Raw genomic sequence first — 14,091 nt, forward strand, 5'->3', positions numbered from 1 at the left:
GTTTTAATGGGGGCTAATACATACTGACCATTTATTTATTTTCTAAATCGCTTAGTCATAAAATATGAGCTTTATAAGTTTTCCACATCTATATACAAAATAATAACGTATATCCTTAAAATTACTTAATTTTGTTGCTAGGGCTTGATTTTATAACGTAAATCAACAAGAGTTATCACATAAATGAGATAATAATGAATGTATAGCCAATATGATGAAAATTAACCATTTTAATTTGGGTTCTCGCGTTTTATATTTCTTGCTGTGTCTAGGGGGAATAAGTTCGCTTTCAGCCAATACAGAAACCACCGATGACAGAGCAGAGAAACCTTCTGAAGACGCTGCACCTTTAGTGATACCTTCTGATCCCAATACACCGCGAACCTCTGTTGCTTACGCAGTCAAGTTACATCAATTGAATCACTCAGAAGATAAAAATTTACTGGACATCATTCCTTCATGGATTGATGCTACGCCCACAATTTTACCGCCAGAGTCAAATACACCAATTGTTCCACCCACGTCCGAGACTGCAAACAGAACTTGGTTTGATCGTAAACAACGAGATATCAGCAATTGGGCAGATCGAACATCAGGTAAAATTGATCATTGGTTTGGCGATGTAGATCCCAAAAAACCAGCAGATGCTACCTTAAGGATTATGTTGGATAATTATTGGGACAAATATAATGGCTATGAGATTAAACCACGTATCCGAGGAAAAATTAAACTTCCAACACTCGAAAGACGTTTTAGTGTGGTGTTTGGTGACGACTCATTAGATGATGAGTTTGATAACAATGTTGCCAATACCAATATAGATCCAAATGGTGAAAAAAAACGACTAGATTCGCGGCAAACTCGTGACAATAATGGTTCGTTGGCTTTACGCTGGTCAGATTTTTCTAAACGTTTACCCTTTGAAACTGATGCTGATCTGGGGATTCGTTCAGGGGACGATATTTATGTTCGCTTAAAAGCAAAACGCGCGTGGCCTTTACGCAATGATTTTTCATTTTACGCGGAACAAATTTATCGTTATGGGATTGATAGTAAAAATTATTTAAGAACAAATCTGGAACTGACCCACGCACGTCCAAATGAAGCTTTCCTTTCCAATCAATTCAGCCTGACTTATGCTGATGATCAAGACGATGATCTCTGGTGGGACAACCGTTTATTTAGGCAACATCAATTCTTTGCCAATAATCGTTTTAATTATGGCCTATATACAGGTGGATATTACAATAATAGCGACTTACGTTTAAATAGTTGGGGGCCGTTCATGTCATGGCGGCAGCAGCTTTGGCGTGAATGGTTTTATGTTCAAGGAGATCTAAATTATTTTAATGATCATCGTGAAGACCGCAGCCACTATGTGAGTACTTTTGTACGTTTAGAAGCTTTGTTTTAAAGATCAAGTGCTTTTCGCGCTTGTCATGTTTATAATGACAAGCGCTATACTAAGCCAAATCAAGACTTAAATAAAAATTAAGATTGATTTTATACTCTGCCCAGATTCATTATTTTTATTATTTTATTCTCCTATGAAGCGATGCCATATCGTTCATTTTCAACTTGCATTCATCTTAAGCATATGCAGTATTTATACTGTATCGGTATTAATTTACTCGACTTTAAAGCCACATTCCTCACCGTCTCATACAGTTGTTTATTCAAATCAACAAAAACGATCTCAATTAACATGTACAGAAGCACAGGAAAATCAGCAAGAAGAACCCATTTTGTCCAACGAGGCGCTAAGTCAGGAACTATTAAATGTTTTTGGCAATGATTCTTTATGGGCAAGGACTTTACAACAGCAACCCAAAACCATAAAAAAATTTGGGAAAACCCATAAAAGTAAAACCAAAAAAAATAAAGTAAGTAATCCTGATCCAATTAGTGCCAGTATTAGCACTATCACCAGTTTTCTTCCCTTTTCTAACGATATTAATCTGGGTTCAAATTCAGACAGTGATGTTTATGTACAGTTTTTAGCAAAGAAACAATGGGTGTTAAGACATGATATCAGCATTGATACTCAACAGTTGTTTCGCTATGGTTCCACCAGTAAAAATTATTCTGAAACAACTTTGAATCTGAATCAGAAATTACAGGACAATACCCTTTTTTCCAATCAATTCAGCCTGAACAAAAGTCAGGATGAAGAATACTATTGGGCAAATCGAACTTTTCAGCAATATCAATTTTTAAAAAATCATCGCTTAATTTATGGAATTTATAGCAGCGGTGTATATGATCAAGAAAAAAAAGACTGGGAATTACAGCTATGGGGACCTTATCTTTCATGGCGACGTCCATTATGGCGTAGCTGGATTTTTATCGATAATCAAATTTCTTATTATCATGACCTTACTACCACCAATAAAGAACTCCAGCATGTGTTCAGTACCACGCTACAGTTAGAAGCAAATTTTTAATGATCAATCTGTTTATAAAATAAGTAAATTTGTGGATAAGTCTGACTTTACCCACAATAATCCACAAACTATAAAAAACCCTGACCATGGTCAGGGTAATTCAGATGATTTATTTCAATAATAAATTATTTATACGTTTGACATACGCCGCTGGATCTTCAGGTAATCCACCTTCTGCAATTACAGCCTGATCAAAAATCACATTGGCCAGATCATCAAATTGTGCAGAACCTTCCAGCTTTTTCACCAGTGGATGTTCAGGGTTAATTTCAAGAATCGGTTTTATCTCAGGTACTTCCTGTCCTGCCTGTTTCAACATGCGAATCAGTTGAGGAGATAACTCGCCTTCTGATGTCACCAAACATGCAGGAGAGTCGACCAAACGCGTAGTCACACGAACTTCTTTGGTTTTATCTTTGAGTGATTCACCCAGTTTTTCGATCACAGGTTTGAATTGTTCCGCTGCTTGCTCAAGCGCTTTTTTCTCTTCTGCATCTTGTAAATCGCCTAGATCGACTGCACCTTTAGAAACATTCTGCAAAGGTGTACCATCAAACTCCTGTACGAAATTCATTGCCCATTCATCGACACGTTCAGACATGAGTAGAACCTCAATGCCTTTTTTCTTGAACAGTTCAAGTTGAGGTGAATTTTTTGCTGCATTCAGACTGTCTGCGGTCACGTAGTAAATCGCTTTTTGCCCGTCTTTCATGCGCGATTTGTAATCAGCCAATGACGTGCTGACATCATCACTATTCGATGTTGCATAACGTAAAAGTTTCAAAATACGTTCACGATTTCCAAAGTCCTCACCCAAACCTTCTTTGAGTACTGAACCAAACTCACTGTAGAAAGTTTTGAATTTTTCCTGATCTTTTTCATCTTCTGATTTTGATAAACCATCGAGAAGTGTTAATACACGACGTGCGTTACCTTCGCGAATCGTTTTAACATCACGGCTTTCCTGTAACAATTCACGGCTTACATTTAAGGGTAAATCCGCACTGTCCACTACACCTTGTACAAAACGTAAATAATTTGGAATCAGATTATCCGCATCATCCATAATAAAGACACGTTTCACATACAGTTTGATTCCTGCTTTTGATTCACGCGTGAAAAGATCATGCGGTGCTTTGGCAGGGATATAGAGAAGCTGCGTATATTCTGTACTACCTTCAACACGATTGTGTGCCCATGCCAGTGGCGCATCAAAATCATGACTCAGATTTTTATAGAACTCGATATATTGTTCTTCTGAAATCTCACTTTTATTACGTGTCCAAAGCGCGCTAGCGGAGTTAATCGTTTCCCATTCTTCAGTTTTTACCATTTTGCCATTGGGTGCTTTTTCTTCATCACCATCAGCAACTTGATCTTCTTGCCATACTTCTTTTTGCATTTGAATTGGCAAACTGATGTGATCTGAATATTTATTGATAATTTGCTTAACTTTATAGCTTTCTAAATATTCAAGTGCATCATCACGCAAATGTAAAATAATGTCTGTGCCACGAGAAGCTTTGTTGATTTGCTCAACTTCAAATTCACCTGTACCACCACTTACCCAACGCACGCCATCTTCTGATGATAATCCAGCACGACGCGATTCAACGGTAATTTTATCCGCAACAATAAATCCAGAATAAAAACCCACACCAAACTGACCAATTAACTGCGCATCTGATTTTTGATCGCCTGTTAACTTAGTCATAAAATCTTTAGTGCCTGATTTGGCGATTGTCCCCAAATTATCAATCGCTTCCTGCTGATTTAAACCAATACCATTATCTGAAATCGTAATCGTCTTGTTGTCTTTATCCAAACTCACACGCACATGCAAATCTGGATCATTTTCATAATATTCTGGATGATTAATACCTTCAAAACGCAGTTTGTCACAAGCATCGGAGGCATTTGAAATCAATTCTCGCAAAAAGATTTCTGGATTTGAATATAGTGAATGGGTCACTAAATGTAAAAGTTGGGCAACTTCTGCCTGAAAGCTATAATTCTGTGAAGTTTTTTGTTCGCTCATGACTCACTCCTAAAATACAATTCATCGTAGCGTATTCTTTGATGCTGTATGTATTGGAGTGAGTGATGGGTTTTTCAATAGCAAAACCTAAGATTTTTATCTCAATTAAAAAGGTCCTTGGGTTAAAATTCGATTTTGTACAATATCATCCAGATGTTTTTGGCGCTCACTATAACGTTGTGCAATACAATTCACATTGGCACGACAACTATCACGTTGTTTTAACCATTGATATTGGGCGCCTTTTTCAGCATCACGCCCCCCCATTGGTAAAGCATGAATGACAATATTATAAGTTGTGACCATTTTTACATCAGCATCATTTAAACTTCTATTCTGACAAATTGCTTTCTCAGTTGCTGTTTTCGCTTTTTCACAAGAAAAACTTGCAGCATGTGTGAGATTCAAACTACTAGCAATCAACAAACTTCCAAGTACAAAAAATTTTAAATCTTTCATAAAATTTTCCATTTTTTAATTTAAGTAATTATTTTTAACTTTAAAGCTTTTACTTACATGCAAAGTAATTTTTTGCCATTTTATGTACAGTATAGGTCACAAAAAAAAGCCTAACAGTTTTCTGTCAGGCTTATCATGCCGATGATCATATTATTATTGTTATCTCTATGATTATTATTAAGTGATGGATCATTTAAAATCTCTTTTACACAAAAGAGATTTTAAAGACTGCTTAGAATTTATAGCTATAACCTAGTGTATAAATAACAGGATCAATGTCTAAATCAAATGTACCCAAGTTATTAACTAAACGAACTTCTGGGCTTAATTCTGCATAACGAACATCGAAGTACACGCCCCAGTTTTTTGCATCAGCAGGTTGAAAAGTAAAACCGATCTGACCTGCAACACCATAATCACTCTTTACTTTTTCTGCTACGCCAGATTCATCCCATGGAATAAAAGCAGTTGCACCAATACCAATATAAGGGGTAAAACGAGTTGCATTTTTAAAATTATATTTTGCAGTGATCGTTGGTGGTAGATGCTTAACTCGTGCAACCTTATTACCATCTAATAAAACGTCATGATTGATCGGGGTTGCAAGTAACAATTCAGCAGAAAAAGGAGAATCACCGAAGAAATACTCGACAGATGGAGTAAATGCAAATTCATCATCTGCTTCTACTTTACCTAATGCAGTTTGAGTATCGCTTGTTGGGGCAATATAACTTGCTCCTACTTTAACTTGCCAATCACCTGCAAAAACAGAAGAAGACAAACCTAATAATGCAATTACCGCAGCTTGTTTCAACATTTTCATCACCTCTTAATATCTTATAAACATCATAATATTATATATATATTAAATGCAATACAGATTATAAACACAATCTTCATATTATTTTCAAGTGAATGATATTTATAATTATTTATTTTAAAACAAAGCATTTTAGTAGACTTTAAAATACTATTTTAAATCACAAATAAACCCGATTAAATTAATATGATTTAATACCCACTAAAATAATCTGATTTAAAAATAAATAATAAATTAAATTATAACTATAAAAATAATCTAGTTTAAAAATTATTTATTTTCCTTTTTTTCATTTAGTCCATTTGGATAAATTTTGAAGCATGTTCTTTGAGGATTTGGCTTCTTTCTCATCTCAGCTTTTTTATAAATAAAATGTGAAGATTGGGTGTAGCTCCGATACAATACGCACAAGAATTGGAGTAATCGATGTCACAGAATTCTTCTTTAAAGCGTGGACTGAATACACGCCATATCCGTTTTTTGGCTTTAGGTTCCGCAATTGGTACAGGGCTATTTTATGGTTCAGCCTCAGCGATTAAGCTGGCTGGGCCAGCCGTGCTAATGGCTTATGTGATTGCAGGTATTGCGATCTATATTGTGATGCGCGCTCTTGGTGAAATGGCCGTACATAATCCTGTTTCTGACTCATTTAGTCGTTATGCTTCAGATTATGTAAGCCCATTAGCGGGTTTCACAACGGGCTGGACTTATGTTTTTGAGATGGTGATTGTCGCCATTGCGGATGTCACTGCTTTTGGTATCTATATGGGTTTTTGGTTTCCAGATGTGCCACGTTGGACATGGATCCTATCCCTGATTTTCTTTTTGGGTGCGATCAACCTGATTCATGTAAAAATTTACGGTGAGCTTGAGTTCTGGTTATCGATTATTAAAGTCAGTGCTATTATTGCTATGATCTGTGGTGGCTTTGGTATCATGTTCTATGGCTTACACGTACCCAATACCAACTTTACCCCTGGTATTTCTAATTTATGGGAACATGGCGGTTTTATGCCGAATGGGATAATGGGCGTGATTGCCTGTTTCTCAGTCGTGGTCTTTGCATTTGGGGGAATTGAGATTATCGGGATTACTGCAGGTGAAACTGAGAATCCGAAAACTGCGATTCCACGCGCCATCAATGCTGTACCGATCCGAATTATCCTGTTTTACGTTTTGACTATTTTTGTCTTAATGTCAATTTTCCCATGGAATCAGATTGGTACTCAAGGTAGTCCTTTTGTTCAGATTTTTGAGAGTTTAGGCATTAAATCTGCGGCTGCTGTATTGAACGTCGTGGTGATTACCGCAGCCATTTCAGCAATTAACAGTGATGTATTTGGTGCAGGTCGTATGATGTACGGTATGGCACTCAAAGGACAAGCGCCAGAAGTTTTCCGTAAAACGTCTAAATATGGTGTGCCGTGGATGACTGTTGTGGTGATGGCAGGCGTATTGTTGATCGGCGTGGTTCTAAATTACCTGATTCCTGAAAATGTATTTGAAATTATTGCATCCATTGCGACTTTCGCAACTGTTTATGTCTGGTTGATGATTTTATTATCACATTTTGGTATGCGTAAAAAGTTATCTAGTGAAGAAATTAAGAAGCTTGATTTCCCAATGATTGGCTGGCCTGTTGCTCCAGCGCTTGCCACAGCATTTATGATCTTTGTTATCGCTGTGATTGGTTATTTTCCAGATACAAGACCCGCATTATATGTTGGCATCTTTTGGTTAATTCTATTAGCAGTGGCCTATAAAATCTGGGTCAAACCAAAAATCTGATCTATTTGATCTTTCCAAAAAAGCCACTTCCATTTCAATGTAAAGTGGCTTTTTTATGGTTGGTTAAGCAGCCTGCCGACTTAAAGCAAACTGACGTATATAATCAGCTACTTTTTGTGGCTCACTTAAAATTGCCCAATGATTCGCATCAACTTCGACATATTCAAACTCTTCAACCCATTTTGGCATTTCTTTTAAAATATAATCAGGGCTAACAAAGGCATCACGCATTAATACGACTGCCTGAACAGGGCATTGCGCATAACGCTGACGAGGTTTAGTCAGCGCTGCTATAAAATTTGCACGGTATAGATTAATACCATATTTACCATCACTTGAAATATGAGAATTCAGCGGTAAATTTTGTTTTCTTTCCAAACCATTTAAAATCTTTCCCCATTTTTGCGGGGTAAAAAAACTCCAGACAGTTGGTGCAATAAAGGGGATATGAAATGCAGCGATATACCACGATTTTGATAATTTTTTCAAAAAGTCAGCTGGATGGCTCTTAACTTCATCACGTAGCAACCAAGCAGCATGGTCCAAACAAGGACCTGAAATGGTGGTATAAGACAAAATCCGATCTTTAAACTTAGGCTCAGTGACAGATTCCCATGTCTGAATCGATCCCCAATCATGTGCAGCCAAATGAAATGGTCGCTCACCCAATATTTGATTCGCGACAGCTTCAAGATCCAAAGACAATTGTTGAAGGCGATAGTCCCGGACATGTTTAGGAATACTCGACTGTCCTGCTCCTCTTACATCATACGTCACAATATAAAAGTCATTGATTAATTCACTAATGATCGGTTCCCACACTTCTTGATTATCTGGATAACCATGAACCAAGACTAAAGCGGGATTGTTTTCATTGCCCCATGTTTTAGCACAAAGCGATTGCTGATCAGAGGTTTGGACAGTGTGAATTTGAGGGCGCATTGTCGTTTCCTTTTTGTTTTTGATTGACCATTTCTTTAGTCGGATTAGGCATTGCCATCAATGCCAGAATGATGTTAGTTATTTAGTATGAAGATAGCCTGTAGAAAAACAATTGACCCTTATGAATATTTTAAAGCAACTTCAGACCATACCAGCAGTATCAAAATTTATCATTAACCGCTACTCGCCCTATCGCGGTGCGGGCATTAGCATTGATAAAATTGATCTCAAAAATTATTACATTCGGGTCAAAATGCCACTTACCCGAAAGAATCAAAATATTGTTGGTACACATTTTGGCGGTAGTTTGTACTCGATGGTCGATCCATTTTATATGCTGATCCTGATGCATCATCTGGGCTCGAAATATATCGTGTGGGATAAATCTGCCAATATTAATTTTTTGTCACCTGGTCGCAGCACGGTGTACGCAGATATTCGCCTAGATGCTATGGAAGTTGAACATATTCGAGAACTCGCCGAAAATTATGCGCCTGTACATAGAAATTATACTGTTAATATTTTTGATGAATCAGGTCTAAGAATTGCCGAGATTCAAAAGACGCTCTATATTCGTCGTAAGAAACCAAAACCCTTTTAAAAACATGAAGAATGAACTATTTTTAACCGTATTGGCAGATCATTTATACCGATAAATGGTCTCCCTATTTTTACAGTTTGTCAGCTAAAAAAGACAGCGTAAAGCTGTCTTTTCATAATCATAACACGAGTAGAAAATCTATTTTTTCTCTTGGATCGCTGCACCAGCACCGCCACCAATTGCACCACCAATAGCAGCACCACCATCGCCACCAAAAATAGCTTTACCAACCACTGATCCAATACCAGCGCCAACTGCACTGCTGGTTGTAGAACTGCTATTACCGCCTTTGGCATTGGCACCAACACCACCACCCAACGCACCGCCCGCAGCAGCACCCACACCACCACCCACATGGTTACCCACTGCACCACCAACCGCACCACCTAAAGCAGCAGTACCAATTCGTTGATTAGATGGACTCATATCTTGACAACCCGCAAGTATCGCAGTCGACATCACCGCAATCGCCATTAAACTGATTGTTTTTTTCATGGTTAACTCCTCGTTTAATACTTATCAGAATAATCATTTTTTTGGGATTTTTTTATAAGATCATGTAACAAAAGCCCTCTCCCCTACAGTTATTTTGTAATCAGGACTTCGCTCATTCATTAAATTTTCGGTATAAAAAAAGACACCCGAAGGTGCCTCTTTCATGAATCAATCCACTTAAAACTGATCTGAATTCAAAGCCTGACTAAAGGCTTGATCCACTTCACTAAAATCATTGTGAAGTTCAAATTCAGCCGCTTCAGCTTCCTGACGACGACGTTCCAAATGATACGCTAAACCTGTACCTGCTGGAATCAGACGACCCACAACTACGTTTTCTTTCAAGCCACGTAAATCATCTTCTTTACCTGTCACAGCCGCTTCAGTTAACACACGTGTGGTTTCCTGGAACGATGCAGCAGAGATAAATGAGTCAGTAGAAAGCGACGCTTTGGTAATACCCATCAACTGACGCTCAAACTTCGCAGGGAACTTGTTCTGAGCCAAGACAGCTTGGTTCTCTTGAACAACACGAATGTAATCCACTTGCTCACCTTTGATGAAGCTTGTATCACCGCCATCAGTGATATCAACTTTACGTAACATTTGACGTACGATGACTTCAATGTGCTTATCGTTGATTTTTACACCTTGCAGACGATAGACGTCTTGAACTTCGTTCACGATGTAGTTGGTTAATGCAACTTCACCTTTCAAACGCAAGATATCATGTGGATTTTGTGGACCATCAGAAATGGTTTCACCACGGTTCACATGCTCGCCTTCAAATACGTTGATTTGACGCCATTTAGGAATCAATTCTTCATAGATCTCAGAACCATCATCTGGCGTAATCACCAAACGGTTTTTACCTTTGGTCTCTTTACCAAAGCTTACGATACCTGATACTTCTGCCAAGATCGCATGCTCTTTCGGTTTACGTGCTTCGAACAAGTCGGCTACACGCGGTAGACCACCGGTAATATCACGGGTACGTGAAGTTTCTTGTGGTACACGACCAATAACATCACCTACACCAATGGTTTCACCATCACGAACAGTCACGATCGTGTTTTGTGGCAAGAAGTAGAACTGTTCACCACCATCCGTTGTATCCAGCACAATTGCAGGACGCAAGTCTTTACCAGAAGCAGGACGAGCAGTTACAGGTAAGATTTCAACCGTCGTCATACCCGTTGCATCATCAGTTTTTGATGTTGCAGTTACGCCATCAGCAATTTGGCTGAAACGTGCTTTACCAGCGACTTCTGTTACAAGTGGATGCGTATGCGGATCCCATGTAGCTACAATACCACCAGCTTCAACAGATTCACCATCTTTCAATAAGATGCTTGCACCATAAGGCAGTTTATAACGTTCACGCTCACGACCAAGCTCATCGGCAATACCAATCTCACCAGAACGTGAAACAGAAACCAAGTGACCTTTCGCGTGTTGTACTGTTTTCACATTGTGGAAACGTACAGTACCTTTGTTACGAACTTGTACACTGTTCGCGGCAGAGGTTCGGCTTGCAGCACCACCGACGTGGAATGTACGCATGGTTAACTGTGTACCTGGCTCACCAATTGATTGAGCAGCCATAACACCCACAGATTCACCAGGATTTACCTGATGACCACGAGCCAAATCACGTCCATAACATTTCGCACAGACACCAAATGCTGATTCACATGCAATCACTGAACGTACTTTAACTTCATCGACACCTGCTTCTTCAAGTTGAGCAGCAATTTTCTCGTCAATTAAAGTACCACGAGGTAATACCACTTCATTATCTGATGCACGACGTACATCTTCAGCAGTTACACGACCCAATACGCGATCACGTAATGGCTCAATCACATCACCACCCTGAATGAATGGTGTCATGACCAAACCACCATTCGTACCACAGTCTGGCTCAGTAATGACCAAGTCTTGCGCAACGTCAACCAAACGACGAGTCAGATAACCTGAGTTCGCTGTTTTCAATGCAGTATCGGCCAAACCTTTACGCGCACCGTGTGTTGAAATAAAGTACTGGAGTACGGTCAGACCTTCACGGAAGTTCGCTTTAATTGGTGTTTCGATGATCGAACCATCTGGTTTTGCCATCAAACCACGCATACCTGCCAACTGACGAATCTGCGCTGCACTACCACGCGCACCAGAGTCAGACATCATATAGATGCTGTTAAACGATTTTTGTTTCTCGTCTTCACCCTGCTTGTTTTTCACATTTGTGAAAGACAAGTTATCCATCATCGCTTTCGCTACTTGGTCATTGGTACGCGCCCAAATATCGACCACTTTGTTATAACGTTCACCCGCTGTTACAAAGCCTTGTTCAAACTGTTGTTCGATTTCACGGACTTCAGTTTCTGCTTTATCAATAATCGTTTGCTTCTGTGGTGGAATAACCATGTCTTCCATACCAACAGATACACCTGAACGCGTCGCTTGACGGAAGCCCAGATACATTAATTGGTCAGCAAAAATAACGGTATCTTTTAGACCAAGCTTACGATAGCAAGTATTGATCAGTTTTGAGATGTTTTTCTTGGTCATCTCAAGGTTGATCATTTCAAAACTTAAACCTTCAGGTACGATTTCCCAAAGTAAGCAACGACCTGGTGTAGTATCGACAATGATGGTTTGCTTTTCACGTTGACCATCTTCATCAATCACAGTTTGGTGTACGCGTACTTTAACACGTGCATGGATTGCAACTTTACCCGTTGCTAAAGCACGGTTTACTTCATGCGTATCAGCAAAAGTCATGCCTTCGCCTTTGGCATTTACTGCATCACGCGTGATGTAATAAAGGCCCAAGACCACGTCCTGAGAAGGAACAATAATCGGTTCACCATTGGCTGGTGACAAGATATTGTTCGTCGACATCATTAGCGCACGTGCTTCAAGCTGTGCTTCTAAAGTCAATGGAACGTGTACCGCCATTTGGTCACCGTCAAAGTCGGCGTTAAATGCGGTACAAACCAATGGATGCAAACGAATCGCTTTACCTTCAATCAAAATCGGTTCAAAGGCTTGTAGACCCAAACGGTGAAGTGTCGGCGCACGGTTCAACATCACTGGATGTTGACGAATCACATTCGCAAGTACGTCCCATACTTCTGGAGTCTCACGCTCAACCATTTTCTTCGCAGCTTTAATGGTTGTTGCCTGACCAGATGCCTGTAATTTTGCAAAAATAAATGGCTTGAACAATTCAAGTGCCATCTTTTTCGGAAGACCACATTGGTGAAGACGTAAAGTAGGACCTACGGTAATTACCGAACGACCAGAATAGTCAACACGTTTACCCAACAAGTTCTGACGGAAACGACCTTGTTTACCTTTGATCATATCTGCCAAAGATTTCAATGGGCGTTTGTTTGAACCTGTAATCGCACGGCCACGACGACCATTATCAAGTAATGCATCAACAGATTCTTGCAACATACGTTTTTCGTTACGTACGATGATATCTGGTGCTGCAAGGTCAAGAAGACGCTTCAAACGGTTGTTACGGTTAATCACACGACGATAAAGATCGTTCAAGTCAGATGTCGCAAAACGACCACCTTCAAGTGGAACAAGCGGACGTAAGTCTGGTGGAAGTACTGGCAGTACATTCATCACCATCCATTCTGGCTTGTTGTTTGACTCTTTGAACGCTTCCATCAGTTTCAAACGCTTAGAGGCTTTTTTAAGTTTCGTCTCTGAGGTTGTCTGTGGAATTTCTTCACGAAGACGCGCAATTTCAGCTTCAAGATCGATGTCTTTCAACAAATCTTGAACGGCTTCCGCACCCATTTTAGCTGTGAATTCGTCACCGTGTTCTTCAAGCGCGTTATAATATTCTTCATCGCTGAGTAACTGGTATTTCTCAAATGGAGTCATACCAGGATCAGTTACAACATAAGATTCGAAATACAAAACACGTTCGATATCACGTAATGTCATATCAAGCAATAAACCAATACGGCTTGGTAATGATTTCAAAAACCAGATATGTGCAACAGGCGAAGCAAGCTCGATGTGACCCATACGTTCACGACGAACTTTCGCAGTCGTCACTTCAACGCCACATTTTTCACAAATGACGCCTTTGTACTTCATACGCTTGTACTTACCACACAAGCATTCGTAATCTTTTACTGGTCCAAAAATTTTGGCACAGAACAAACCATCACGTTCTGGTTTAAACGTACGATAGTTAATTGTCTCAGGCTTTTTGACCTCACCATGAGACCACGACTTAATCATTTCTGGTGACGCAAGACCAATACGGATACGGTCGAATTCAACGGGTGCATGACCGTCAGAATCCGTTTTCTTACGCATGATATCGAGCAAGTCTTTCAATTTATTTCTCCGTGTGTCAGAGAGCTAGGCTCATCTGACTGGGTCACAAATATTGTTTCTTTAACTGAAATTCTGGAATCTCCCCTAACCCATCTTTGAAAAGAGGGAACTTTCCCCCTTTAACAAAGGGGGA

Annotated in this window: 10 protein-coding genes; 4 read left to right on the forward strand and 6 right to left on the reverse strand. The window is 39.4% G+C overall.

Translation table 11 applies throughout. From position 1 onward, the window contains the following. Positions 1-211: 211 nt before the first annotated feature. On the forward strand, positions 212-1,414 hold the full coding sequence (locus A7A69_RS09010; protein ID WP_151981203.1) for a hypothetical protein: 1,203 nt from the start codon (positions 212-214) through the stop codon (positions 1,412-1,414). 133 nt (positions 1,415-1,547) lie between these two features. Continuing rightward, complete coding sequence (locus A7A69_RS09015) at positions 1,548-2,444, forward strand: selenocysteine synthase (RefSeq protein WP_152877137.1); 897 nt, start codon at positions 1,548-1,550, stop codon at positions 2,442-2,444. Between the two features lie 109 nt (positions 2,445-2,553). Here A7A69_RS09015 and htpG read toward each other — a convergent pair whose 3' ends face one another. From htpG to A7A69_RS09030, 3 genes are all read right to left on the reverse strand, one after another. Next, on the reverse strand, positions 2,554-4,482 hold the full coding sequence (gene htpG, locus A7A69_RS09020; RefSeq protein ID WP_152877138.1) for a molecular chaperone HtpG: 1,929 nt from the start codon (positions 4,480-4,482) through the stop codon (positions 2,554-2,556). 105 nt (positions 4,483-4,587) lie between these two features. Then, on the reverse strand, positions 4,588-4,941 hold the full coding sequence (locus A7A69_RS09025) for a lysozyme inhibitor LprI family protein (RefSeq protein ID WP_152877140.1): 354 nt from the start codon (positions 4,939-4,941) through the stop codon (positions 4,588-4,590). Between the two features lie 232 nt (positions 4,942-5,173). Further along, a complete protein-coding gene (locus A7A69_RS09030) occupies positions 5,174-5,758 on the reverse strand; it encodes an OmpW/AlkL family protein (protein WP_151981199.1) in 585 nt (194 codons plus the stop codon). Positions 5,759-6,187: 429 nt separating this feature from the next. Between A7A69_RS09030 and A7A69_RS09035 the strand changes: the two genes are divergently transcribed. Then, positions 6,188-7,549, forward strand: a complete 1,362-nt coding sequence (locus A7A69_RS09035) for an amino acid permease (RefSeq protein WP_120371109.1) — start codon at positions 6,188-6,190, stop codon at positions 7,547-7,549. 63 nt (positions 7,550-7,612) lie between these two features. Here the strand turns inward: A7A69_RS09035 and A7A69_RS09040 are convergent, their stop codons facing one another. After that, a complete protein-coding gene (locus A7A69_RS09040) occupies positions 7,613-8,491 on the reverse strand; it encodes an alpha/beta fold hydrolase (protein ID WP_152877142.1) in 879 nt (292 codons plus the stop codon). A gap of 121 nt (positions 8,492-8,612) precedes the next feature. Between A7A69_RS09040 and A7A69_RS09045 the strand changes: the two genes are divergently transcribed. Then, positions 8,613-9,092: a DUF4442 domain-containing protein gene (locus tag A7A69_RS09045; protein ID WP_120371111.1), complete on the forward strand. Its 480-nt coding sequence runs from the start codon at positions 8,613-8,615 to the stop codon at positions 9,090-9,092. Between the two features lie 138 nt (positions 9,093-9,230). Here A7A69_RS09045 and A7A69_RS09050 read toward each other — a convergent pair whose 3' ends face one another. Both A7A69_RS09050 and rpoC read right to left on the reverse strand, forming a co-directional pair. Beyond that, complete coding sequence (locus A7A69_RS09050; protein WP_120371112.1) at positions 9,231-9,587, reverse strand: DNA transfer protein p32; 357 nt, start codon at positions 9,585-9,587, stop codon at positions 9,231-9,233. A gap of 177 nt (positions 9,588-9,764) precedes the next feature. Further along, positions 9,765-13,958, reverse strand: a complete 4,194-nt coding sequence (rpoC, locus tag A7A69_RS09055; RefSeq protein WP_120371113.1) for a DNA-directed RNA polymerase subunit beta' — start codon at positions 13,956-13,958, stop codon at positions 9,765-9,767. Positions 13,959-14,091: the final 133 nt, after the last annotated feature.

Source organism: Acinetobacter guerrae (genome assembly GCF_009372255.1).
In the GTDB taxonomy this organism is placed as follows: domain Bacteria; phylum Pseudomonadota; class Gammaproteobacteria; order Pseudomonadales; family Moraxellaceae; genus Acinetobacter; species Acinetobacter guerrae.